Annotated in this window: 20 protein-coding genes; 17 read left to right on the forward strand and 3 right to left on the reverse strand. The window is 61.9% G+C overall.

The window, feature by feature from the left end; translation table 11 throughout:
* Positions 1-137 precede the first annotated feature (137 nt).
* A complete protein-coding gene (locus KQ659_RS14900; RefSeq protein WP_216680332.1) occupies positions 138-860 on the forward strand; it encodes an energy transducer TonB in 723 nt (240 codons plus the stop codon).
* 244 nt (positions 861-1,104) lie between these two features.
* Here KQ659_RS14900 and KQ659_RS14905 read toward each other — a convergent pair whose 3' ends face one another.
* Entirely contained in the window at positions 1,105-1,629 is a 525-nt protein-coding gene (locus KQ659_RS14905) for a GNAT family N-acetyltransferase (RefSeq protein ID WP_216688311.1), read from the reverse strand.
* A gap of 131 nt (positions 1,630-1,760) precedes the next feature.
* Between KQ659_RS14905 and KQ659_RS14910 the strand changes: the two genes are divergently transcribed.
* From KQ659_RS14910 to KQ659_RS14935, 6 genes are all read left to right on the forward strand, one after another.
* Positions 1,761-2,474 carry an SDR family oxidoreductase gene (locus KQ659_RS14910; protein ID WP_216688310.1) on the forward strand — a complete coding sequence of 238 codons (714 nt, stop codon included), beginning with the start codon at positions 1,761-1,763 and terminating at the stop codon, positions 2,472-2,474.
* Between the two features lie 496 nt (positions 2,475-2,970).
* Positions 2,971-6,165: a SusC/RagA family TonB-linked outer membrane protein gene (locus KQ659_RS14915; RefSeq protein WP_216680327.1), complete on the forward strand. Its 3,195-nt coding sequence runs from the start codon at positions 2,971-2,973 to the stop codon at positions 6,163-6,165.
* A 12-nt stretch (positions 6,166-6,177) separates the two neighbouring features.
* Positions 6,178-7,689: a RagB/SusD family nutrient uptake outer membrane protein gene (locus KQ659_RS14920; RefSeq protein WP_216686230.1), complete on the forward strand. Its 1,512-nt coding sequence runs from the start codon at positions 6,178-6,180 to the stop codon at positions 7,687-7,689.
* A 263-nt stretch (positions 7,690-7,952) separates the two neighbouring features.
* Complete coding sequence (locus KQ659_RS14925) at positions 7,953-8,165, forward strand: hypothetical protein (protein WP_226915780.1); 213 nt, start codon at positions 7,953-7,955, stop codon at positions 8,163-8,165.
* Between the two features lie 29 nt (positions 8,166-8,194).
* Positions 8,195-8,719: a DUF4394 domain-containing protein gene (locus KQ659_RS14930; RefSeq protein ID WP_235726951.1), complete on the forward strand. Its 525-nt coding sequence runs from the start codon at positions 8,195-8,197 to the stop codon at positions 8,717-8,719.
* A 104-nt stretch (positions 8,720-8,823) separates the two neighbouring features.
* Entirely contained in the window at positions 8,824-12,378 is a 3,555-nt protein-coding gene (locus KQ659_RS14935) for a M36 family metallopeptidase (protein ID WP_216688309.1), read from the forward strand.
* Positions 12,379-12,527: 149 nt separating this feature from the next.
* Here the strand turns inward: KQ659_RS14935 and KQ659_RS14940 are convergent, their stop codons facing one another.
* Positions 12,528-13,247: an RDD family protein gene (locus tag KQ659_RS14940; RefSeq protein WP_216688308.1), complete on the reverse strand. Its 720-nt coding sequence runs from the start codon at positions 13,245-13,247 to the stop codon at positions 12,528-12,530.
* A gap of 169 nt (positions 13,248-13,416) precedes the next feature.
* On the opposite strand from KQ659_RS14940, the gene KQ659_RS14945 reads away from it, so the two are divergent.
* From KQ659_RS14945 to KQ659_RS14980, 8 genes are all read left to right on the forward strand, one after another.
* Positions 13,417-14,382 carry a stage II sporulation protein M gene (locus KQ659_RS14945; RefSeq protein ID WP_216680323.1) on the forward strand — a complete coding sequence of 322 codons (966 nt, stop codon included), beginning with the start codon at positions 13,417-13,419 and terminating at the stop codon, positions 14,380-14,382.
* Positions 14,383-14,406: 24 nt separating this feature from the next.
* Complete coding sequence (locus tag KQ659_RS14950) at positions 14,407-15,372, forward strand: hypothetical protein (RefSeq protein WP_216688307.1); 966 nt, start codon at positions 14,407-14,409, stop codon at positions 15,370-15,372.
* Between the two features lie 73 nt (positions 15,373-15,445).
* Positions 15,446-16,225 (forward strand): DUF4129 domain-containing protein, encoded by a 780-nt coding sequence (locus KQ659_RS21900; RefSeq protein ID WP_216688306.1) that lies wholly within the window; start codon positions 15,446-15,448, stop codon positions 16,223-16,225.
* 17 nt (positions 16,226-16,242) lie between these two features.
* Positions 16,243-17,778: a DUF4350 domain-containing protein gene (locus KQ659_RS14960; protein ID WP_216688305.1), complete on the forward strand. Its 1,536-nt coding sequence runs from the start codon at positions 16,243-16,245 to the stop codon at positions 17,776-17,778.
* A 12-nt stretch (positions 17,779-17,790) separates the two neighbouring features.
* Complete coding sequence (locus KQ659_RS14965) at positions 17,791-17,967, forward strand: hypothetical protein (RefSeq protein ID WP_216680319.1); 177 nt, start codon at positions 17,791-17,793, stop codon at positions 17,965-17,967.
* 87 nt (positions 17,968-18,054) lie between these two features.
* The gene (locus KQ659_RS14970; protein ID WP_216688304.1) at positions 18,055-19,104 is read left to right on the forward strand and encodes an AAA family ATPase; all 1,050 of its coding nucleotides are present in this window, start codon (positions 18,055-18,057) and stop codon (positions 19,102-19,104) included.
* 96 nt (positions 19,105-19,200) lie between these two features.
* Positions 19,201-19,752: an NADAR family protein gene (locus KQ659_RS14975; RefSeq protein ID WP_216688303.1), complete on the forward strand. Its 552-nt coding sequence runs from the start codon at positions 19,201-19,203 to the stop codon at positions 19,750-19,752.
* Positions 19,749-21,098, forward strand: a complete 1,350-nt coding sequence (locus KQ659_RS14980; RefSeq protein WP_216688302.1) for a DUF58 domain-containing protein — start codon at positions 19,749-19,751, stop codon at positions 21,096-21,098. Before KQ659_RS14975 ends, KQ659_RS14980 begins: the two co-directional genes overlap by 4 nt.
* Positions 21,099-21,107: 9 nt before the next feature.
* On the opposite strand, the gene KQ659_RS14985 is transcribed toward KQ659_RS14980, so the two are convergent.
* Positions 21,108-22,907 carry a hypothetical protein gene (locus KQ659_RS14985; protein WP_216688301.1) on the reverse strand — a complete coding sequence of 600 codons (1,800 nt, stop codon included), beginning with the start codon at positions 22,905-22,907 and terminating at the stop codon, positions 21,108-21,110.
* Positions 22,908-22,988: 81 nt separating this feature from the next.
* Here KQ659_RS14985 and KQ659_RS14990 point away from each other — a divergent pair, with 81 nt between their 5' ends.
* On the forward strand, positions 22,989-25,028 hold the full coding sequence (locus KQ659_RS14990; RefSeq protein WP_216688300.1) for a beta-N-acetylhexosaminidase: 2,040 nt from the start codon (positions 22,989-22,991) through the stop codon (positions 25,026-25,028).
* A gap of 130 nt (positions 25,029-25,158) precedes the next feature.
* Complete coding sequence (locus KQ659_RS14995) at positions 25,159-25,488, forward strand: hypothetical protein (protein ID WP_216688299.1); 330 nt, start codon at positions 25,159-25,161, stop codon at positions 25,486-25,488.
* Positions 25,489-25,518: the final 30 nt, after the last annotated feature.

Raw genomic sequence — 25,518 nt, forward strand, 5'->3', positions numbered from 1 at the left:
TCCATCTTTTAAAAGGGGCCCCGCACTTGCACGTGTGGGGCCCCTTTTTATTTCCCAACAGTACGGCTCGTTGACAAAACCCGAATTATTTTTGGCCTCCTGATTTTCTTCCTTTCCTTATTCACACTGCCTTCTTTATGAAAGCTATTCTACTGGTTGGCTTGGTTGTTCTGAGCGCGGGGCCAATTCATGCTCAAAAAAAGCAGGAAAACGCGGCTACCTCCCGGCCAAAGCTGGAGCAAGGCACCACGACGGCCGAAGGCAAGCGCACCGGCAAATGGAACTTCTACAACAACAAACAAGCGCTGGAGCTAACGTTTGATTACGATTCGAGCCGCATCAATTTCCTGCTGCCCGATACCACCCGCTACCTGGTGCGCATCGGCGAGGAATGGACGCCGCGGCGGATGGCCCGTGCGCCGCGTCTGCTGGGCAGTACCGACCAGCGGCTGGATGACCTGCTTCGCAGCCTGCGCTACCCGATAAGTGCCCTGCGCCAGCAGCTGCAAGGCACGGTGGTGATGGGGTACACGGTGGACGTAACCGGCCACACCCGGGACTTTACCGTGGAAAGCAGCCTGAGCCCCGACTGTGACCAGGAAGTGTGGCGAGCTATAAAAACCCTGCCTGACAATTGGATACCAGCCGTTTATACCGGCCGGCCAACCCCCAGCCGCTTCTACTTATCGGTAAAATTTCAGATGATAAACGAAGCTGAACACGAACGCCAGCAACGCGAGCTAAAGCGGCTGGCTCAGCAATCGGCCGATGGAGCTAGCCCTTCCGTGGCACCCGTACGGGCCAGGTATGCCCATGAAATTATCGTCACGGCGCTCGGCATCGAGCGAGGCACCCGCTGAGCGAGCTGGCCCTTCATTACCGCCGCGTGGCAGGGTTTTACGCAGTAGCAAGGCTGAAATCTGACAATGAAGCTGTTTGGAAAGTCAGCCCAAAGTCGTTGCTCCGGTCCGACCGCCTAGGGCGGTCGGACCGGAGCATACGCTTACTTCTGCACCAGCACTTAAGATTGATGCGAACGGCGCGGGGACGCGGACTACAAAGTCCGCGCTACATCCCCAACGACACTTTGACAATAGCCCTGCTTTACATCAGCTTATAATAAACCGCCGTGGCGTGCGGCCTCCCGTCGAAGTTGATGAAATACGCCGGAATAGCGCCCACAAAAACATAGCCCAGGCTTTGATACAGCTGCTCGGCAATGTCGCCCTGGCGGGTATCGAGCACCAGCGTGGTGCGGCCCAGGGCGCGGGCGTGGGCTTCCAGGGCCAGGAGCAACTGCCGGGCCAGACCCTGGCGGCGCGCCTGCCGGTGCACCAGCAGCTTCGATACTTCGGCGCGGAGCAGGGAGTTGGGGCGGGTGGCCAGGTCGAGCTGCACGGTGGCCAGTAGCGCACCGGTACTAGGCTGGCGGGCAATGAGGAGCAGGCGATGGCCGGCTTCCATCGCGCCGAATACGCTGTGCCAGTAGTCCCGGGCTTCGGCAGCGGCTAGTGGAGGCAGGAAACCGACGGCCGCACCGGAGTCGACGGCATCGTGCAGCAGGGCATGGAGCTGGGGCAGCAGCGCCCGAGCTTCGGCGGCGCTGAGGGCAGTGATGAGAGGAGTCATACGGAGCGCAAGAAAACCATCCGGCTGCTAATTGGCTTGCACAAACGGCTTGCCCGCGCGGCGAGCCGGGCTTTTGTGTGTAAACTTCGGCCCCGATACTTCCCGTTATTTTTTCATCACACCAAACACGTATGCGCGCTTTCATCACCGGAGCCAACCGGGGCCTGGGCCTCGAACTTACCCGCCAGTACCTGGAGCGCGGCGACCAGGTATTTGCCGCCAGCCGGCAGCCCGCCCAGGCCGCCGAGCTGCAAACCCTGAGGCAGCAATACGCCGACCGCCTCGTGCTGCTGTCCCTCGACGTGACCGACGCGGCCTCCATCGCGGCGGCCGTGCAAGGCGTGCAGGCCGTAACCGACGCCCTCGATGTGCTGATTAACAACGCCGGCGTATACCCGCACGCGGGCTCCGGCGATGCGCACCAGCGCCTGGGCCAGCTCACCCACGACGATGCCATGGAAACCATGCAGGTGAATGCCATTGGGCCGCTGCTGGTGTCGCAGGCACTGCTGCCGCTGCTGCGCGTCGGCCATAAAGGCCGCATTCTCAGCATCTCCTCGGGCCAGGGCTCGCTGACCTGGAAAGCCACCGGCGACCCCTACCACTACAGCGCCAGCAAGGCCGCCCTGAACATGTACATGCGCAGCCTGGCGGCCGAAATCGGCCATATGGGCCTGATTTCGGTACTGGTAGACCCCGGCTGGATGCGCACTGAGATGGGCGGCGACCATGCCACCCAGGAGCCGGCCGATTCGGCCCGCGGCATTATCCGCATGGCCGAGCAGCTGCACACTGAGGAAAACGGCAGCTTCGTGACCTGGCAGGGCCAGCCCGTGCCGTGGTAGCAGCCGGGCGCGCCGGCCTTGTTCTTACCCACACCCGGGGCCGTTGCACTGGTTGGACCGCCCTGGGCAGTCCGACGGGTTGTCGTACGGGCGAAACTGTGCTTGCTTCAACCGGTCGGACCGCTTAGGCCGGTCAGACCGAGGCAACGGCTCGCCATTAAACAGCCTTCAAATAGCTGTGGGCAAGGACAGGGACGCCAGGCGGAAGCCGCAAGGCACCAATTAAAAGGACCCGTTCCGTTGAAAATCAACGGAACGGGTCCTTTTAATTTTCCGGGCAGGGCAGTTGGCTGATTACCTGGGCATCAGCATATCTCAATAGTATATATAAAAGCACTCACAAAATATTTTGAATAGTAATTCCTTTAAATATCTGCCTGTTTATTGGCCTGAAACACGCAATTCTTATTTTCATTTAGCGACCAGCGTGCATTAATCAACAATTCGCAATTACATTCGACAATTCACTTGCTCAACTTTTCACTTAATCACTCACATGAGAAAACGCTTACTCTTATTCCTGTTCATGGTTCTGGGCTTCGCGGCGCACGACCTCAGGGCCCAAGACCGAACCATTGCCGGCACGGTAGCGGGCTCGGATGGGGCTTCCATCCCGGGCGTGACGGTGCTCGTGAAAGGCACCAAAATAGGTACCTCTACCGATGCGGACGGCAAATTTTCCCTGGCAGCCCCCGCCACGGCTAGCACCATGGTGTTTTCCTATGTGGGCTATGCCACGCAGGAAGTAGCCATCGGCAACAAAACGTCCTTCAACATCTCCTTGGCAACCGACACCAAGAGCCTCGAAGAGGTGGTGGTGGTGGGCTACGGCACCCAGAGCCGGCGCGACCTGACGGGCAACGTGGCCTCCATCAGCGGCAAGGAGATTGCGACCTCACCGGTGCAGAGCTTCGACCAGGCCTTGCAGGGCCGCGCTTCGGGCGTGAACATCACTACGCCCAACGGGGTGTTGAACAACCCGCCCGTCATTCGTATCCGGGGCACGAACTCCATTAACCTGAGCTCGGCCCCGCTGGTGGTCATTGACGGCATTCCGGCCTACAGCGGCAATACCTCGGCCGTGGGCAGCGTGCCCAACAACCCGCTCAGCAACCTGAACCCGGCCGACATTGAAAGCATGGAAGTGCTGAAGGATGCCTCGTCTACGGCCATCTACGGCTCGCGGGCCGCCGGTGGGGTTATTCTGGTAACGACCAAGAAGGGCAAAAAAGGCCAGAGCCATCTCACCTATGATACCTGGGTGGGCTGGTCGAAACCGGTACGCCTCTACGACGTCCTCAACGCCCCCGACTACATCAGCATCAAGAATGAGGCCGTGCGCAACCTGAATGCCAACCGCACGTCGGTGGGCGGCACGCCCAACAACGTGGAAGGCTTTAAGGCCACTGATGCCAACGGCGTCACGGCCGATACCCGCTGGTATGACTACATCTACCGCACGGGCTTCTCGCAGTCGCACAACCTGAACTTTTCGGGCGGTACCGACAAAACCACCTTCTACTCGTCGTTGGGCTATACCAACCAGAAGGGCATGCTGGAGCGCAACGAGTTCCAGCGCATTTCGGCCCGCGTGAACGTTGACCACAAGCTCTTTAGCCAGGTCACGGTAGGCATGCGCGTGGCTTACTCGAACACCCACAACGCTTCGCCCAACTCGGGCTCGGTGGCCGACGGGGCCTTTGGCACGGGCGGGCTGGGCCGGCTGCCGCTGGTGCTGCCGCCCAACGTTTCACCCTACAACCCCGACGGCACCTTCAACGTGAGCGGGGCCGGCGTGGGCCCGGGACCCAACACCAACCCCAGCTCGACGACCGGCGCGCCCCTACTGCCGGGCTACTACAACCCGCTGGTGGATTTGGCCTATAACTACTTCAACTCCGACGGCAATGAAGTGCAGGGCAGCGTGTATGCCAACCTGGAAGTGGCGAAGGGCCTGAACCTGCGCACCACCTACGGCCTGAATCGCATTTCCTTCGAAGACAAATCGTTTTACACGGCCCTGGCCGGCGATGGCCAGTCGACGGGCGGCTCGGCCAGCAACTACTACCGCACCAACAACCGCTGGAACTGGCAGAACACGCTGCAATACGACCACACCTTTGGCGAGAAGCATAACCTGTCGCTGCTGGTGGGCAACGAGCAGCAAGCCACCGACATCCAGCGCTGGGGCGCCACCCGCACCTCGGTAGCCGACCCGTACTTCACCACCTTCCAGGGCAACTTCACCAACATTGCCGAATCGGGCCGCTTCCAGGGCGTCAACTACCTGGTATCGTTCTTCGGCCGCCTCAACTACAGCTTCAACCGCAAGTACCTGGCCACGCTGAACGTGCGCCGCGACGGCTACTCGGCCTTCGCCAAGAAATTCGGCAACTTCTACGGGGCATCGCTCGGCTACGTGGTATCGGAGGAAGACTTCTGGAAAAACTCCTCTTTCTCGCAGACCTTTTCGTTCCTGAAGTTTACGGGCAGCTACGGCAGCGTGGGCAACAACCAGGGCATCGGCGATTTCGTGACGCAGCAAACCTACGGCTCGGGCCTGTACGCCTCGAACGCAACGCTGTTCTTCGGCAACGCCGGCAATCCGAACCTGACCTGGGAAACCAGCAAGAAAACGGACCTGGGCGTGTCGTTCGGCTTTTTGCAGGACCGCCTGACGGGCGATTTCTCCTACTACCGCAACCTGGTGGACGGCCTGATTCTGGACGTGCCCCAGGCACCTTCCAAAGGCATTCCGAACAGCGCGGGCCAGGGCAACCTGGGCAACTCCTACCTGCTAAACGTGGGCTCGATGGAGAACACAGGCGTTGAGCTCAACCTGCGCTACAATGTGCTCCAGGGTGGCAAATTCACCTGGTCCGTTAATGGCAACCTGACCACGCTCAAAAACCGCGTGCAGGCCCTGGCTTTTGAAGGCCAACGCATTGGCACGGCTACTTCGAACCTCGAAACCGCGAACTACACCAAAGTGGGCCAGTCGGTGGGCGAAATCCTGGCTGTGCCTTCGCTGGGCGTGAACCCGGCCAACGGCCGCCGCATGCTGCAAAAGGCCGACGGCACCGTGGTGCAGTACGAGCACCTGGGCTCGGGCTGGACTACCCTCGACGGCAAGCCCACCACGGCCCCCAGCCAGCTGGTGGATGGCGTTTATTACGGCCCGGTATTGCCCACCTGGTATGGCGGCCTCGACAACACGTTCCGCTACCGCTTCCTCGATTTGGGCGTATTTGTGCAGTTTTCGGGCGGCAACTACATCTACAACGGCACCAAGGCCGGCCTGCATGACCAGCGCTTCTGGAACAACCAGACCGACATCAAAAACCACTGGACGACGGAGAACACCAACGCCGAGTGGCCGCGCGTGGTTTACGGCGACAACGTGTCGAACGGCTCGGCACTGGTGATGTCGTCGAACGTAGAAAAAGGCGACTTTGCCCGCCTGCGGCAGGTATCGCTGGGCTATACCTTCACCCCCGCCTTCCTTACCCGCATCAACGTGGCCAACGCCCGCCTCTACGTGCAGGTGCAGAATGCCTTCCTGCTCACCAAATACTCGGGCATCGACCCGGAAATCTCGACCAATGGTGGTAGCAACACCGGAGCTGGCGTCGACCGCAACTCCGTGGGACAGGCCCGCACCTACACCGTGGGCTTCAACATTGGCTTTTAATTGATTCTTCTGATGAAACGATATTTACATCATCCCCTCGCCCTGGCTGCCTGCGCGGCCCTGCTGGCCCTCGGTTCGGTTTCCTGCCAGGACCATCGCCTCAATCCCATTCCCGAAACAACGGTGTCTGACCAGGCGGTCTTCACCACTCCCTCGCGCATCACCGCGCAGGCCAACAACCTGTATAGCTACATCAAAACCGGCGGTTTTCTCGGTGGCCGCTTTCAGATTTTCAGCGATATCCGGGCCAACGACTTCATCAACCGCACGTCCAACGGGGTTACGGGCGTGGGCGTGTGGAACCACACCCTCACGGAAGCTTCGCAGAACGACGTTATCAATACCTGGGGCTTTGGCTACGCGGCCATCAACCAAATCAACGTTTTTCTGGATGGCCTCGATGCTAACGCGGCGAGCATGGTGGCTCCGGCTTTTCCGGCCAACTACACCACCACCACGGCCAATAACTACCGCGGCGAGGCCCGCCTGCTGCGAGCGCTGAGCTACTACTCGCTGCTCCAGCTGTACGCCCGCCCTTTCGTCGACGGCAACGGCAGCAAACCCGGCCTGCCCCTGCGGCTGAAAGGCGAAACCAACGACGCTAACAATAACCTGGTTCGCAGCACCGTGGCGCAGGTGTACGACCAGATTCTGCAGGACCTCAACTTTGCCGAGCTCAACCTGCCCCTGTCCTACACGGGCTCGACGGCGGCCACACTGAATACGACGCGGGCCCAGCGCAACACGGCCATCGCCCTGAAAACCCGGGTATACCTGAGCATGGGCCGCTACGCCGATGTTATCACGGAGGCCAATAAGCTGGTGCCTGCCGTGGCCCCGTTTGTGGCTCCGACCGGCGTGGCCAACGCGCTTAATCCGTCGATTGCCGCCGTATTTGCACCACCGCAGGAAACGACCGAAACCATTCTGGCTTTTCCCTTCACCGCGCAGGATGCGCCCGGCACCCAAAACCAGCTGGCGTATTATTACCTGCCCGCCTCGCAGGGTGGCAACGGCGAATACAGCCTGAACTCTTCTGCCGGCGGTATCCTCACCGACCCGGGCTTTACGGCCACCGATGCCCGGCGCACGGCCCTGGTGACGACTTCGGGCACGGAGTCGTTTCTGAAAAAATACCCTACCGGCACGCCCTACACCGACAAAGCTCCCGTTATCCGCTATGCCGAAGTGCTGCTGAACCTGGCCGAAGCCCGCGTACGCAGCACCAACACGGTTGACCCGCAAGCCCTGGCCCTGCTCAACGCCGTGCGTGGGCGCTCGAACCCGAGCGGTGTGTACACGGCAGCCAGCTTCGCCTCGGCCAACGCGATGATTGATGCCTTGTTGCTGGAGCGGCGCATCGAGTTTCTGGGCGAAGGCCTGCGCAACTTCGACATCATGCGCCTGAATGCCACCATTCCGGGCAAAGGTTCGGTACCGGCCATTCCCAATACCAGCACCAACTACGTGTGGCCCATCCCTTCCACCGAATTGGCGGTGAATACGCTCATGACCCGCAACTAACCATTAATCACTAGGTTAGCCACCTGCACGAAACTGGACTTGTCCAGCCGCAGCGGTTTTTTTTCGCACCCCTTATTGTCCGCCAGGCGGGCCGTAAGGGGTGCTTTGGTTTGGGGGCGGATACTGGCCTGACCAACAGGGCAGTAGCCGCTTTTGTGCCTCGCCGATTATTTGAATTAAAACCAGATTAAAGTAAATCTGCTTTGGCGCCTCCCTCGCAGCTAAATACTCTTCACCATCTCTTCACAAAATACCTGATTGTCATGCAACACCTTTCCACTTCGCTAAAGCTGGCCGCTGCAACGGCCGGACTGTTTCTGCTGAATGCCGCGCCGGGCCACACCCAAACGGTTTACGGCCTCCAGACTTCTGCCACTGCCACCAGCCTGCCTGGTCACGTTTCAGGCCACGACTCCGGGCACGCTCACGGCCACGACGGCCATCACCGGCCTGGGGGACCGGCCAAACGCTGGTAGGGCCCGACAGCCGCCCCAACACCGGCCAGTTGTTTGCCCTGGGCTACGTTGCGGCTACCACGCAGGTGCAGCTCTATATTCTGAACGCCACTACTGGCGCGCTTACTACCGTAGGCACGGCCCTCACCCTGAACCTGGGCACCAACACGACCCGCATCGGCTTCGATTTTAACCCGACCTTAGACCGCATCCGCCTCACGGACAACAACAAAAGCAACTTCCGCCTAAACCCCACCAACGGCGCGCTGGCCGCCACCGACGGCAACCTAGCCTACGCCACCACCGATGCCAACGCCGCTGCTACGCCCAACATTGGGGCCGTGGCCTATACCAACAGCATGGCCGGCCCCCTGGCCACCGCCACCACCCTCTACAACTACGACCTGAGCCTGAACATCCTCACCACTCAGAACCCGCCCAACAACGGCACTCTAAATGCGGTGGGCGCTTCGGGCATTACGGCCAACGCCACGGCTTCGAGCCTGGACATGGATATTTACTCGTCGGTGGCCGGTACCAACACGGCCTGCTCACTTCAAAAGCAGAGCCTTTAGCGTATTTAATACATTGGTATGCTTGCCATTATTGGGTAACTCCGTTGAATGTTGTACATTTAGTTTTCAGAGTCCAAACCATTTCATCACTCCATTTTTTGCCCGTGAGTAAACCTTTTACTTTTCAAAAGCTGAGCCTGGCCCTGCTCGGCCTGCTACCGCTGTCTGCGCTACACGCGCAGTCCATACCCTCCCAGCAGGCCATGGAAAAAGTGCTGGCCGTGCGCAGCCAGTGGGCCGGCCCCGGCTTCGCGCCTGCCGACCTGCGCCTGAGCAGTGCCTACGCCGACGCCAACGGCCTGGAGCACATGTATGTGCAGCAATTGTACCAGGGCATTCCGGTATTTAATAAGGTGCAGTCGCTGGCCTTTATGGGCGGGCGACTGGCCTCCCACGCCGGGGCGTTTGTGCCGGCTAAGCAGCTGGCCGCCGTGCCCGCCACGCCGGCCATCACGGCTACTGTGGCCGTGAGCCGCGCCCTGCAGCACCTGGACCAGCCCTTTGCCGCTACCCCGATGCGCCTCACGGAAGCGAACGGACCCGAAGCCCGCCAGACGTTCGCCGCCAGCGGCGTGGCCCGGCACGACATCGTGGCCAGCCTGACCTGGGCGTTTGATGAGGCCGGCAAGCCCCACCTGACCTGGAACGTGAATATCGACCTGCTGGGCTCGCCCGACTGGTGGAACGTACGGATAGATGCCGCCACGGGTACCTTCGTGAGCCAGGACAACTGGACGGTGAGCGAAGCCGCTGCCCACCGCGCCCAGCCAGCCGCCACGGCCGCCAAAGGCACGATGAGTGCCGCCGCGCAGTTTTTGCCACCGCCCCCGCCGCCCACCACCACTGCATCATCGTACCTGGTGGTGCCCTTCCCCCGGGAGCGGCCCGCTGCTACAGGTCTTCAGACCGAAACCGACCCGTGGCTGAAGGCTGGTGCCACCAACAATGCCACCACCCACGGCTGGAACTTCGACGGCACCACCAACTATGCCTTCACGCGGGGCAACAACGTGGCGGCTTACGACGATGCGGCCAACGTTAACGCGCCCGGCAACTACGCCAACTCGCAAACGGCGGCTCCGAGCCTCAGCTTCAACTACACGCCTGACTTTACGACTACGCCCGGCGGTGCTATCAACCGCAACGCGGCCGTGGTGAACCTGTTCTACTGGAACAACATCATTCACGACATCACCTATCAGTACGGCTTCACGGAGGCCGCCGGCAACTTCCAGGCCGATAACCTGGGCCGGGGCGGCAGCGGCAACGACTACGTGAAGGCCGAAGCCCAGGACGGCGCCGGCACCAACAACGCCAACTTCAGCACGCCGGCCGATGGCAGCAGCGGCCGCATGCAGATGTACCTCTGGACTGCCCCTGCCCAGGCTTACGCTCTGACCGTGACGGCCCCCAGCACCGTGGCCGGCAGCTACACGGCCGTGGAGGGCGGTTTCAGCACCGCCAATGGCCTGGCCACGCTGGGTCCCATCTCGGGGCAGCTGGCACTGTATGGCGATGCGGGTAACCTGGGCTGCGTGGCCGCTACCGGCACCGCGCTCACCGGCAAAATCGCGCTGATTTACCGGGGTACCTGCAGCTTTGCTCCCAAGGTGAAAAACGCCCAGCTGGCCGGTGCCATTGCCGCCATTGTGGTGAATAACGTGGCCAACGCCCCCACGGTAATGGGCGGCACCGACAACACCGTTACCATTCCTTCGGTGATGATTTCGCAAGCCGACGGCGCGGCCCTGGCCGCCCAGATTGCCAACAACGTGCAAGTGACCCTGCCCCGCGCTCCAGCTCCCAACCCCATGCTGGACGGCGACCTCGACAACGGCATTGTGGTGCACGAATATGGCCACGGCGTATCGACCCGCCTCACGGGCGGCCCCTCCAACAGCAGCTGCCTCAACAACGCTGAGCAAGGCAGCGAAGGCTGGAGCGACTACCTGGCCCTGATGATGACCACCGACTGGGCCACCGCTGCCCTCGCCGACGGCCCCAACGCCCGCCCCGTGGGCACCTACGCCAGCGGCCAGGCCGCTACGGCCAGGGGCATCCGCCGCTACCCCTACTCTACCAGCCTCACGGTGAACCCACTGACCTACGCCAACGTGGCCACCAACCCCGAGGTGCACGCCATTGGCGAAATCTGGTGCGCGGTGCTGTGGGACATGACCTGGAACGTGATTCAGCAGCGCGGCCGCATCGAGCCCAACCTGTATAACGGCGCTGCCAACGGCGGCAACAATGTTGCCATGCAGCTCGTGATGCAAGGCCTGAAGCTGCAGCCCTGCCAGCCCGGCTTCCTCGATTCGCGCGATGCCATTCTGGCCGCCGACTCCCTGCTCTATCAGGGCCAGTACCACTGCACCATCTGGAACGCCTTTGCGCGCCGGGGCATGGGCTACAGTGCCGTGCAGGGCTCTTCGGGCAGTGCTACCGACCAAACGGCGGCTTTCGACATGCCGCCGCCCGTCACGCTGCAAAAGGTAACGCCGCTGGTTTCCGGCAACACGTTCAGCAACGAGTACAAGCTGACCTGCAACTGCAGCCTGCCCACCGCTCCCTACACCCTCACCACCGAGCTGCCCACGGGCATGCAGTTTGTAAGCAGCACCACCGGCGGCACGCTGATAGGCAACAAAGTGACGTTCAGCAATCTCAACTTCACCGCACTGGGCCAGACGCGCACGCTGCGCTTCCAGAGCCAGGCCACGACGGCCGGGGCCTGCGCCCCGGTTACGCCCGTGAACGACAACCGCGAGGCCAATACGGCAGGCGGCTTTGCAGCTACGCCCATCACCGGCACGGCTACCTGGGCCACCAGCACGGCCCACGCCAACAGCGGCACCACCTCGTGGTGGGCCACGGCCCCGGCCACGCCCACCGATTTCGTGCTGACGTCGGCCCCGTTCACGCCCACGGGCCTGTCGGTACTCTCCATCTATCACTACTTCGACTTTGAGGGCAGCTACGATGGCGGCACGGTGGAAATTTCCACCAACAACGGCACCACCTGGCAGAACCCGGCCACCCTCTGGCTGCAGAATGGCTATAACAGCACTTTCGATGCCAGCACCACCGCCCCCGGCCAGAAGTGCTTCTCGGGCCGGAGCGTAACGGGCACCGCCGGTTTCATCCGCTCGGCGCTCGACCTGCGCTCCTTCGCCGGCATGCCCATGCTCGTCCGTTTCCGCACCCGCACCGACGATGGCAGCCCTGGCACGTTTGAGGGCTGGTTTATCGATGACATCCAGGTTATCAATGGCTGCGGTGGCAACCAGATTGTGGAGCTGCGCAACGGTGCCAACACCCTGCAAAGCACGCAAACGGTGACCACCTACCTGCTGCCCGCCGCCGTAACGGCCCAGAAAGCCGGTTTGGCGCAGGCCAGCGAGTTCACGGCCCAGCCCAACCCCTTCGGCTCGCAGGGCCTGCAGCTGCGCCTGAACCTGCCTTCGGCCCAGCCCCAAATGGAGCTCACCCTCTATGACGTGGCCGGCCGCCAGCTGCTGCACCGCACCGTGGAGCGCGTGGCCGCCGGCACCAGCAACCTCACCTGGAACGAAGCCGCCAGTCTGCGCGCCGGCCTCTACCTGGTGCGCCTGCAGCTGCCCGACGGCAGCAGCACCATGCTGCGCGTAGAGCGGGAATAACCGCTGATTAACCAGTTATTAAAAAGGCCCGCTGAGTTTCAGCGGGCCTTTTTCGTAGGAAGTAAGTCACCTGCCGGTCTGACCGCCTGGGGCGGTCAGACCGGCAGGTGAGATTTGCATACGATTGATTTTAACAGTCCGCTCAGCCCTCAGCCGTGCACGGCCAGATGCGCGTGGTCGCGCAGAATGGTTTTCAGAAACGGGCCATCCTGCAGGCTGGTCTGGATGCCGGTGATGGACTTCACCTTGTTGGCCACCTCGTTCAGCAGCAAATAGTTTTCCTGCTTGCTGCCGTGGTGAAGCAGCTTGCGGATGAGCGCCACATCGTGGTCGGACAGGGCGGCGGCCTGGGCAAATACCGGCTGGTAGCCCGCAATGGTCGTTACCTCGGCCGCCAACGGCGTGGCGTAGCCGGACCGCTTTTTGAGGCTGATGACGGTGGTACCGGCCGCGAGGTCGCCCAGGCGCTGGCCCCGGCCGTTGAGCAGGATGGTAACCAGGGCCACCACGCCCGCAGTGGCCACAATTTCGATGGGCCGCAGCAGCCAGCGCAGCAGGTAGTCGCCGAGGCCGGCACGGGTGCCATCCATCCGCACCACGCGCAGGCTAAGGGCTTTTTTGCCCAGCGTCTGGCCGTTGAGGAACACCTCGCAGGCCAGCATGTAGAAGGTGGTGGGCAGCAGGGGTATCACCTGGCCGGCGCGCCCGCCGGGGCTCAGGTGGTACTGGCCATTGAGCACGCTCCAGGCAATGAACCACACGAAATACAGGCCATAGTCGATAATTGACGCCACGATGCGGTCGCCAATGCTGGCAATCTCATATTCGAGGGAAACGTTCTGGGTCGTCTGAATGCGGATGGTACTCATGAGCGGGCAGGCAGTAGTGGGGTAAGTAGCGGCCAGGATTTGGCCGCGAAAAGTACGCCAGCGCCGGGCATATAACTAGCTGGGCAACACTCTCAGCCCACCATCTTTTTTTCTAACATTCTGCGACTACAGCCGCTTGTGCTACCTTTAAGGTCCTATCCCACGCCCCATGCGCGAAGCCCTTTTTCTGCGGCAAAACCAGGCCCGGTGGCAGCAATACGAAACCCAGTCCGCCGCCAATCCCGACGAGCTGGCCGCCCGCTTCGTAGCCCTGACCGACGACCTGGCCTACGCCCAAACCTTCTACCCGGAGTCGCCCACCACGGCCTACCTCAACGGCCTCACCGGCAAGCTGCACCAAGCCATTTATAAGAACAAAGCCGAGGGCCGGGGCCGTTTCGGGCATTTCTGGGTGCGCGAGCTGCCCTTGGTGGTGAGCCGCCACCAGGGCGTGCTGGCCTGGACGCTGCTGTTTTTTGTGCTGTGCACGGCCCTGGGCGCGCTTTCGGCGGCGTACGACGACACCTTTGTGCGCAGCATTCTGGGCGATGGCTACGTGAACCAAACGCTGGAAAACATCCGCCGGGGCGACCCGATGGCCATTTACAAGAGCGACGAGGAAACGTCGATGTTTCTCTTTATCACCTTCAACAACATCAAGGTGGCGCTCACGGCCTTTGCAATGGGCATCACGGCGGGGCTGGGCACGGGCGCGGCGCTGTTCTACAACGGCCTGATGCTGGGCTCGTTCCAGTATTTTTTCTACAAGCAGCACGTCTTGGCGGCCTCGGTGCTTACCATCTGGATTCACGGCACGCTGGAGATTTCGGCCATTGTGCTGGCCGGCGGCGCGGGGTTTGTGATGGCGAAGGGCATCCTGTTTCCGGGCACTCACGGCCGGGCCGAGTCGTTCCGGCACGCGGCCCGCGAGGGCGGTAAGCTGGCGCTGGGGCTGGTGCCCATTTTCATCCTGGCCGGCTTTCTGGAGAGCTTCGTGACGCGCCACACCGAGATGCCGGTGGCGGCCAGCGTGGCCATTATCGGCGGCTCAGCGGCATTCATTCTGTGGTATTTCGGGTGGTACCCGTGGCGGCTGCGGCAGCAGGGCGCGGCGCTGGCCGCACCTAAATCCTGATTTTTTGCCTTCCTTTTTTCGGTTATGATTCCACGTACTACCACGCGCTTCACCCAGGAGTCGGATTTTCGCCAGCTGCGGGATTTCGGCCAGAAGTTTTCGGCCACCTTCGAATTTATCGGCGCTCATTGGCGGGGGCTGGGCCAGGCCATGCTTTACCTGGTGCTGCCAACGGCCATCTTGCAGGGCATATTGACAGCCCTGCTCCAAAATCAGATACTAACCCAGGCCCTGCACGTAGCTGGCACCGGCGCGAGCAAGCTGCAACAGCTGACGATGCTCAACGGCATGTACCAATCGCCCATTTACTGGATAAACGTGGCCATCAGCGGCATTTTCATTATGTTTCTGGTGCTCACCGTGTACGGCTACGTGCGCTGCTGCCTGCGGCCCGTGCCCTCGCCCGCGCCCATCGCTGTGGGGGAAGTGTGGGAGGTGGTGAAACGCGAATTCATCGGCTCCTACCTGTCGTATTTCGGCTTGCTGATAGTGATAATTGTTGGCTTTTTTCTACTTGGTTTCCCCGGTATCTACCTTTCGGTGGCCTTCAGCTTGTTTTATATTACAAAAGTGGTGGAGGGCACGGGTTTTATGGGCACCTGCCGGCGCTGCCTGCAGCTGGTGCGGGGCAAGTGGTGGTCTACGTTCGGGCTGATAATGGTGATGTCGTTTGCGCTGGGCATTGTGCTAGCCGTGGTGGGCAGCGTAGTGGGCGGCGTGTCGTATTTCGCGGCCAAGCAGGTTGGCTTTCTTCAGACCACTGACCCCAGCAGCTCATTGGGTTTGTTCACCGTTATCACGTCGGCTCTTACCGGCCTGATAAACCTGCTCATTTACCCGCCTATCTTACTGGCCATTGCCTTCCAATATTTTAACCTGGTAGAGCGCCGCGATGGCGTGGGCCTGCGCAACATGGTGAACCAGCTGGGCCAGGCCCCGGCCGCCGTGCACAATACCGACTACCGCCCCGACGACGAAGGCGAATACTAGCATTACTTTCGGCAGTGGCCATACCAGCCAACTTGCTGAAAACCTGAACTTATACCTTCTCCCCGCTTTATTCGTGTCTGCTTTCTCATCCTGGTTTCGGGTCTTGCTGCTGCTGTTGGTGCTGACTGCGCCGGCCCGGGCCGCCCTGCCCGATGCTCCGGAACGGCCCGCTGCCGCCCAGCCGCTGCCACCCGATACCGGCCCGGCCCCGCGCCTGCGCCGCCCCGATGCCGCCCGCCTGCAGGAGCTGCGCGGGCAGCGCGAGTTTCAGTACCTTGAGCCCACGACCCGCGCCGAGCAAAGCGCCTGGAGCCTGTTTTGGGCGCGGGTGTGGCAGACGATTATTGAGTGGCTGAACAGCCGTAGCTACGGCCACTTCTGGCGCTGGGTGTTTTATGCGCTGTTTTTAGGGGCGGGCGTATTTGTGGTACTCAAGCTTTTGCAAATCGACTTCACGGCCATGTTGGGCCGCTCGCCCCGCCGCGTGCCGCTGGCCTACGACACCGCCGCCGAAAATATTCACGAAGTGGACTTTACCACCCGACTGGCCGAGGCGGAGGCGGCCGGCAACTGGCGGCTGGCCGTGCGCCTGAGCTACCTGCAGCTGCTGAAAACCATGTCGGACCGTGGCCTCATCAACTGGCAGCCCGATAAAACCAACCACACCTACCTGGCCGAATTGCCACCGACCGGAACGCTACGGGCCGATTTCCGGGAAATAACCCGGCAGTTTGAGTTTGTGTGGTACGGCGAGCTGGCCCTGTCGGCACTCCTATACGAGCGGGTGCGGGCCGGGCACCGCGCCTTCCAAACGCTGGTGGCCGGCGGCAGTGCCGCCCGGCGCGCCGCCTGAGTTAATTTTCCTGTCTCATGACCTCGAATTTCCGCTGGTATCTGCTGGGTTTGCTGGCCCTGTTTGGGGCCTACGTGGCGCTGGAATACTACCGGCCCAAACCGGTGGACTGGCGCCCCACGCTCATCAACAAGGACAAAATCCCCTACGGCACCTATGTGCTGTACGACCAGCTGCCACGCCTGCTCGGCACCGATTCCGTTGAAGCCACGCGCCTGCCCATCTACAACCAACTCACCGGCGTGGCCCTGGAAGTGACCGATGCGCTGGCCGAAACACAGTCGCGCACCATTACCACCGAAGCCCGCCCGGAGCCCGCGCCCGACTCGGCCACAACTACTGAATCCGATTCAACCACTTCCGAATCAGATTCTTCTACATCAGATTCAACTTCTGAAAATGATTCCGGCGATACGGCAACGGCCTCGGCCGACACGCCGGCTACTTCGGAGGAAGTCACGGATGCCGACGAAACCACGCCACCGGATAGCCCCGCCCAAACCGAGAACTCAGCCGATGAGGACGAGGATATACCGCAACACGATTTGGTGGCCAAACACCTGCGCCACGTCCGCGCCAACTACCTGTTTGTGAACACTGAATTCGCAGCGGAAAAGGCCGACGCGTACGCCCTGCTGCGCTTCATCGCCAGCGGCAACGACTTGTTCATCGTGGCCGAGAACTTTGGCGATTCCACCAGCGCGCTACTCGATACGCTGGGCATCCGCACGCGCGTGGTGAAGCTGCCCACCCACGCCGGCCCGCATGGCCTACCCGTGCCCGACTCGGTAACGGTGCGCTTTACCAACCCCGCCCTGGCCGGGCCGCGCTACCGCCTGCCCGGCGGCGATGCCAACGTGCGCTTCGTGGTGGATTCAGGCCGCGTGGGCCGCGCCCTGGCCACCGATGCGCAGGGCCGCCCCGTGTTCGTGCGCCTCGACTACGGCCGGGGCCATGTGTACCTGTGCACGGTGCCCATTGCCTTCACCAACCAGTTTGTGCTGCGGCCGGCCACCAGCCAGTTCGCGGCCACGGCCCTCTCCTACCTGACCGCCCGCCTCACGTGGTGGGACGAGTACCAGAAGCAGGGCCGCTTGGGCAACCAGTCGTTGCTGCGCCTCGTGAGCAGCCACGAAGCGCTGAACACGGCCTGGTACCTGCTCATTATCGGCGGGCTACTGTTTGTACTGGTGGAGGCGCGGCGCCGGCAGCGTATCATCCCCACCATCAAGCCTTTGCCCAATACCACGCTGCTGTTTACGCGCACGGTGGCCAGCCTCTACCGTCAGGGCAGTAGCCATGCGCTGATTGCGGAAAAAAAAGTGGGACTGTTTATGGATTACCTACGTACCCGCTTCCAGGAATCGAGCCCGGATTTTGGCGATGAGAATTTTCGGGAGCGGCTCAGCCAGAAATCCGGCCTCACCCGGCCCCGCGTCGATGAGCTGCTACGGCTGGTGAACTTCGCCCGCACAGCCCCGCGGATGAACGACCAGCAGCTGCTGCAATTGAGCCGGGCACTGACTGACTTTAAGCGCGAAGCCCGCCGCTAACCCCTGTTCGCCATGCTCACCGTAGCCAAGCTCGCCATCCTCATCAAGTACCACTGGGATTACCGCCGGTTCAATAAGCAGGGCCTGCCCGAGGAGAAAGAGCTGCTGGCCGACCTCGACCTGCACGCCCTGGCCGAGCTCCTGCAGGACCTCACGCTTTATCAAAAAAACCTCGTTTCCAACGAGTAATCCGTTAAAATTCACGCCACCCTGCGCACCGTTTGCGCCGATTACGAAACCGCTCAGACCTTACTTGGCTACGCCAGCACTTTGTAGATGGAACCCGAAAACCTCGACCTGACGCCCCTGTTGCCCGCCCCGGCACCCTTCGAACTGACTCCGGCTCCCGAACCGGAAAACGTCTTTGCCCCGCGCACCGACTTCGCCCGCCTCACGGCCCAGACGGTCGCCATTCGCGATGAAATCGGCAAAATCATCGTCGGCCAGACCGACTTGTTGGAACTGCTGCTCACCGCCGTACTGGCCGACGGCCACGTATTGCTCGAAGGCGTACCGGGCGTAGCCAAAACCCTAATGGCCAAGCTACTGGCCCGCACGCTGGCCGTGCCATTCAGCCGCATCCAGTTCACCCCCGATTTGATGCCTTCCGACGTGCTCGGCACCTCGGTGTTCCGGCAGAACAAGGCCGATTTCGAGTTTCGCCCCGGTCCCATTTTCGCCAGCGTAGTGCTGATTGACGAAATCAACCGCGCGCCCGCTAAGACGCAATCCGCTCTGTTTGAGGTGATGGAGGAGCGTACCGTGACACAGGACGGCACCACCTACGCCATGCAGGAGCCCTTCCTGGTGCTGGCCACCCAAAACCCCATCGAGCAGGAAGGCACTTACCGCCTGCCCGAAGCCCAACTCGACCGCTTCCTCTTCAAGCTGCACGTGGACTACCCCACGCTGGCCGAAGAAGTGCAGATTCTGACCGGCCACCACGGCGGCCAGGGCAGCACCAACCTGGAGGCCGTGCAGCCAATCCTCTCGGCCGCCGACCTGGCCCAGCTGCGCCAGCAAGTGCGCCAGCAGCGCGTGGAGGCCAATATTCTGGAGTACATCGCCAAACTAGTGGGCCAGACGCGGGCGCACAAGTCGCTGTACCTGGGTGCCTCGCCCCGCGCTTCGCTGGCCCTGCTCAACGGCGCGAAAGCCCTGGCCGCCCTGCGCGGCCGCGACTTTGTGACGCCCGAAGACGTGCAGTTTCTGGCCCCCAGCGTGTTGCGCCACCGCATCATGCTCACGCCCGAGCGCGAGATGGAAGGCGGCACGCCCGATGAAGTGGTGAAGCAGATTATCCAGAGCGTGGAAGTTCCACGGTAGGTGCATCTGTCATTGCAAGGCCGTAGGCCGTGGCAATCCTTCCTCTCGATGCGACCATCCTTGAGATTTGACCAAACGCTTAAAATATCCTTTGCGATGACTTACTCTACCGAGTGGCTGCTTAACCAGCTGGAGCAGGATGCCCGAGTCAAGTACCTGTTTTTCTGGGGCAACCAGCCCAGTAAGGACGACACCATCACCAAAGCCTGCCTGAGCCAATGGTGGCTGGCCGATTTTGTGGTGGCCGGCATCACCTACCGCTCAACCGAGCATTGGATGATGGCCGAAAAGGCGCGGCTGTTTAATGATGACAACATACTAGCCGAAATTCTGGCCGCCAAAAGCCCGGCCGAAGCCAAGAAGCTGGGCCGTGAAATTCAGGATTTCGAGCCCGAAACATGGGAAGCGCACAAGGTTGAAATCGTGCTGGCCGGCAACCTGCACAAGTTTGGGCAGCATCCGAATCTGGCGAAATTCTTACTCTCCACCAACGACCGTGTGCTGGTTGAAGCCAGCCCGGTGGATAATATCTGGGGCATCGGGCTGTCGGCCGACGCCGCCGATGCCAAAAACCCCGCCCGCTGGCAAGGCCCTAATCTGCTGGGCTTTGCACTTATGGAAGTCCGGGACCAACTGCGTAACTCATGAGCCTTTTTCTTACGTCGCGCTTCTTTCAAACCCTGGCGGCCCTCACGGCCGGCTTCACAGCGGCCTTCTTCCTGCCCTGGCTGCTGGGGCCGATGAAAATCGCCCTCGGCCTCTTCGTGGTGCTGGCGCTGCTTGATGCGCTATTGCTTTACGCGCCCGCCAGGGGCCAGACCGCGCCGGTATTTGGGCGGCGGGTGCTGGGCGATAAGCTGGCCAACGGCTCGGACAACGACGTGCAGATTTACCTCGAAAACCGCTACCGCTTTGCCATCCAAACCGAGACGATTGACGAGATTCCGCACCAGTTTCAGCGGCGCGACGTGCTGTTTAAAACGGCCATCCGGCCCGGCGAAACCCAGATTATCGACTACCAGCTGCGGCCCACCAAGCGCGGCGAATACGCGTTTGGGGCGCTGAATATTTACGCGGCCTCACCGCTGGGGCTGGTGCGGCGGCGGTTCCGCTACGCGCAGGGCAAGGTGGTGCCCGTGTATCCCTCCTTCCTGCAAATGCGGCAGTACGAGTTGCTGGCCATCCACAACCGCCTCACGGAGGTGGGCGTGAAGCGCATCCGGCGGGTGGGCCACAGCATGGAGTTTGAGCAAATCCGGCCCTACGTGCCCGGCGACGACCCACGCAGCATGAACTGGAAAGCCACTGCCCGCCGCGCCGGCACCGGCGCCGCTGATGCACTGGTAGTAAATCACTTCCAGGACGAGCGCGCCCAGCAAGTATACTGCCTCATTGACAAAGGCCGGGTGATGCGAATGCCGTTCGACGGCCTGAGTCTGCTCGACTATGCCATTAATGCTACGCTGGTAGTCAGCAACATTGCCCTGCTCAAGCACGACAAGGCCGGCCTGCTCACCTTCTCGAACCGCCCTGGAGCCGCCTTGGCCGCCGACCGCCGCCCCGGCCACCTGCTGAAGCTGCTCGAAATCCTCTACCGCCAGAAAACCAAGTACCTCGAAACCGATTTCGAGCTGCTGTACGCCACGGTGCGGGCGCGCATCAAGCAACGCAGCCTGCTCATTCTGTTTACCAATTTCGAGACGCTGCACGGCATGCAGCGCCAGCTGCCCTACCTGCGCCGACTGGCCAAAGACCACTTGCTGCTGGTGGTGTTCTTCGAAAACACCGAGCTGCGCGCCTTCCTCGAAACCCCGGCCGCCACTGCGGAGGACGTTTACAACCAGACCATCGCCGAGAAATTTGCCCAGGAGAAGCGCCAGATTGTGCTCGAATTGCAGCGCTATGGCATCTATTCGCTGCTCACCGCGCCCAAGGATTTGACGGCGAACACCATCAATAAATACCTGGAATTCAAAGCCCGGGGACTGATATAGACCCGCGGCCTAATCATCGAAACCGGTAAGCTGAGCATCATCGAACCGCACGGTGGCCTGCCCATAATGCAGAAACACCACCGCGATGTGGTCGAACTCGTCTCGCGGGGCTTTGATGTAGAAATGCAGCTCCTGTGGCCAGTTGGGTTGCAGGGCGCGCTGGAACTGCACCGTGCGCTCACGGACAATGCGCGAGCCCTGGCAAAACCGCACCACAAACTGCGTCATTTTGCCTTCCGGCTGTTCGCCCTCGGTGCTGCTGGCCAACGCGCTGCCCTGCAACCACTTAAACTGCCCAGACCGGGCCGCAATCGTGTATTCGGAGCTGTGCGGGTGGTCATTATCGAGCAGCAGCGAGCATTTACCTTTCAGCGCCGGCTGTCCGCAGGCGCCGTCGTCGCTGGTTTCAAAGTCCTGCTGCCAAAGCAGCCGGGAGTTGCGCGGCGTGCCCGTGAAATCGTAGTCCGTATCGAGTAGCAGCCGGGCCTCGGCCGGCACGGTGTTGTGCCCGAGTATGCGCCACCAGTACGCGCGCGACATTTGCCCCACCACCAGCATGCCGCCATGAGCCTGGTAAGTCAGCCAGAGATTGTAGTAGCAAGTAAAAGCGGCAAACCCGATGTAGGCCAGCAGCCACGGCCGCCGCGTCAGCAGCCAGCAATGGGCCGCCGCAAAGGGCCAGGCCAGTACGGCGTAGCTCTGCACCATGGCCCGCTGGCCCAGCGAGCCGCCATACAGCCATTCGTCCCAGGCGAAGGTGACGTATATAAACAGCGCGATAAGTACCAGCATGGGCCAGAACGCGGCCGCCTGCTGCCGTCGCAGCGCCCAAAACCCCACCAAAGCCACCACCAGTATGGGAGAATACACCAACCAGCCACTCTTGAAGCTGAAAAGACCCAGCAACAGGTGCGGATGAAACCAGCTAAAGCCCTGGCCCTGGTAGCTATACACCACCCAATCGCCGCTCACGTAGTGCCAGTACAGCGGCTGAATGCTGAGCACGGCCCCGCCCACCAACCCCGCTGCCAGCAGCAGCCCCGCGTGCTGCCGCCAGAACGCCAGCCGCTCGCGCACCACCGGCCAGGCGGGGCGCAGGCCCCACAGCAGCGGAATCAGACTAGCCAGGATTTCGCTGGGACGCGTGAGGACCATAATGCCCACCGTGGCCCCAATGGCTAGGGCCCGTCCCAGAGTGGGCCGCTCGTAGAAATCCGGCGTGAGCAACAGCAGCACCGCGTACCAGGTAAACAGCCAGTTATGCGTCATGGCTCCGCCCAGGGCCGTGTAGTTCAGGTAATTGGTTCCCAGCACGATGGCCAGCAGCGTGAGGGCCGTGGGCCACTCGCCGAAGCGCGGCAGCAGCGCCCGCCGCACCAGCGCCAGCCCCACTGCCACCAGCAGGCTGGCCAGCAGCAGGGCAATTTGGTAAGGCGGCGAAAATCCATCGGCGGGGTAGCCCAGCGGCGCGGCCAGCGCGTGCGCCACCAGGAAAAAAGGCAGGTATTGCACGGCCATGCCCGCCGAATATTTCATGACGTAATGCCCGCTGCCCGGATGCTGAAAGGCCTGCTGAAAGTCGGGGGTGGGCGCGTAGTCGTGCAGCATTTGCTCGTGAAAACGAAGCTCTTTCAGGTCGTGATGAATGAAAATGGCGGGTAGGTAGAGGTAGTAGCCCGACACGTCCCACGCTATTACCCGGACGGGGCCACGGTCACTGGAGCCGGGCACGAGGTGGTTTCCCACCAGCCCCACGCTCACAATGAAAAGGCTGCAAAACAGCCACGCCAGCCAGGAAGGTGATTTCATAAAAGGGCAAATCGGTCTAATCTTCGGCAAATTGGGAAGAAATGGCCGTTCCAGAATGGGCGAACCCCGTACTTTGTCGAAATGATGAGATTCTGGAGTTGTCTTGGTGCCTTGCTGGCACTTTTTAGCCATATTTCGCGGGCCCAGTCCCGCCCCAGCCTCCTGCCCCTACCGGCCGAGATGCACTGGGGCCAGGGCCGCCTGAACCTGAGAACACCGCTAAAATTGCAGCTCAATACCTCGCCCGACCCGGCGGTAGCGGCGGCGGCCCGCCGCATGCTGGCCCGGCTGCAAGGCCCGGCCGAACCAGCCAAAGGGCCGGTGCTGCAAATCCGCTACGGCCGCACGGGCCTGCCCGAGAAGCTTGATGAAGAGCGGTATAGCCTGCGCGTGACCCCGGTGGGCGTAAGCATCGACGCCCCCACCAGCCTGGGTGTGCTGCGGGCACTGGCCACGCTGGAGCAGCTGCCCATTACCGAGAAAAAGCAGCGCTACCTGCCCGAAGTAGATATTCAGGACCAGCCACGCTTTGCCTGGCGCGGCCTGCTGATTGACGCGGCGCGGCACTTCATGCCGGTGGCCGTCATCAAGCGCAACCTCGACGGCATGGCCGCCGTTAAGCTAAACGTGCTGCACTGGCATCTCACGGACGACCAGGGCTTTCGCATCGAGAGCAAAGTTTTTCCGCGCCTGCAGACCGTGGGGAGTACCGACGGGCTGTACTACACCCAGGCCGAGGTGCGCGAGGTGGTGGCCTACGCGGCAGCGCGGGGCATCCGGGTGGTGCCGGAGCTCGACATGCCCAGCCACACCACCAGCTGGATTGTGGCCTACCCGCGCCTGGCCTCCAACGACTCGGTTTATGCCCCTTACCAGAAGTGGCGCACCACCAACGTGGCCATCGACCCCACCCGCGAAACCACCTATACCTTCCTCGATTCGCTGCTGACCGAGATGACGGGCCTCTTTCCGGACCCCTACTTCCACGCCGGCGGCGACGAGAACGATGGCCGCAACTGGCGGCGTACCCCGCACATCGTGGCGTACATGAAGGCGAACAAAATGGTGAAGGACGACGGCAAAACCGTGGACAAGCATCAGCTGCAAACCTATTTCAACCGCCGGGTGCTGGCCCTGCTGCAACAGCGCGGCAAAACCATGATTGGCTGGGATGAAATCCTGGGGCCCGACTTGCCCAAAGAAGTCGTCATCCAGAGCTGGCGCGGCAAAAAAGGCCTGAGCGATGCCGCCAGGCTGGGCCATCCAGTGCTGCTTTCAAACGGCTATTATCTCGACCTGAACTACAGCGCGGCCAGCTCCTACCTCACCGACCCGCTGCCGGCCGACACGCCCCTCACGCCCGCCGAGCAGAGGCTGGTGCTGGGCGGCGAGGCCGCCATGTGGGCCGAATTCGCCGACTCGACGGTGCTCGACTCGCGCATCTGGCCCCGGGCGGCAGCCGTGGCCGAGCGGCTGTGGTCGGCCCAGGCAGCCACCCAGGACGTAGCCGATATGTACCGCCGGCTCAACCTGCTTTCGCCGCAGCTTGAAACGCTGGGCCTGCGCCACCGCCGCGCGCCCGAGCTGCTGCTCAGGCAAATGGCCGGCACTACCAGCATGTTACCGTTGCGCACCCTGGCCGAGGTAATTGAGCCGGTGAAGGAATACAAGCGCCATTTTCAGGGCTATGACTACACCACCGCCAGCGTTCTGAACCGCCTGGCCGATGCCGCCCCGGCCGAGTCGGAAGTAGCCCGCCAGTTTGCCGTGCTGGTAGATAGCGTGGTGGCTTTCAAGCCCACTTCCCCCAACTGGCTACCTGCCTCGCTGCGCCAGTTGGCTCGATTACAGACCCAGGCCGTGCGCTGGCAGGCCAACGACATCCTGCTCCAACCCCTGCTGGCCACCAATCCCAGCCTGACCGAATACGGCCCGCTCTCCACCCGCCTCGCCGCCGTGGCGACGGTGGTGCTGGAGCGCCTCACGCAGCTACAAACCGACCAGTCGCCCTCGCTGGCCTGGCTGGCCGCCACCCGCGCCACCCTTGATGCCGCGCAGGCCCCCGCCGGCCAGGCCGAGTTGGCCGTGGTGAAGGCGGCCCGCAAGCTGGCGGGACTGTAGAGGCGCGCGCACGGCCGCCAGCTTATTCTTTCACTCACTCTTCGTTTCTCGGCCTTTATGACAACGTTTCGCATCCGGCCCGGCAGTTTCCGGGAGCTGCGCAGCAAGCTTATTGTTCGCAGTGGCCTGGATGCCCGCCCAAGTGGAGCACCCCGACGAGCTAGCGCAAGCACTGCGCCGCTTTGGGCCGGTACTGGCTCTGCCCGCGCCTACCTGGTACAAGACCTACGCCTCACTGTTGGGTCTGCCGACGCTGCCCCTGATGTATTTTCTCTACACCAGCCCCAGCAAAACAGTCACGGCTGGCACGGGGTTGGTGCTGATAGGTGGACTGGGCTACGCGCAATGGGTTATCCGGCGGAGCCAAGATATTGACCGCCTCACCAAGCGCTATAGCTTGGCAGGGTGGCTGGTAATACTTTCGCTGCTGGCCACCTTGGTTTTCAAACTCAGCATGTAGCGGGCCGGGCGGTTACTTTGCGGGCTCATT

Source organism: Hymenobacter siberiensis (assembly GCF_018967865.2).
GTDB lineage: Bacteria > Bacteroidota > Bacteroidia > Cytophagales > Hymenobacteraceae > Hymenobacter > Hymenobacter siberiensis.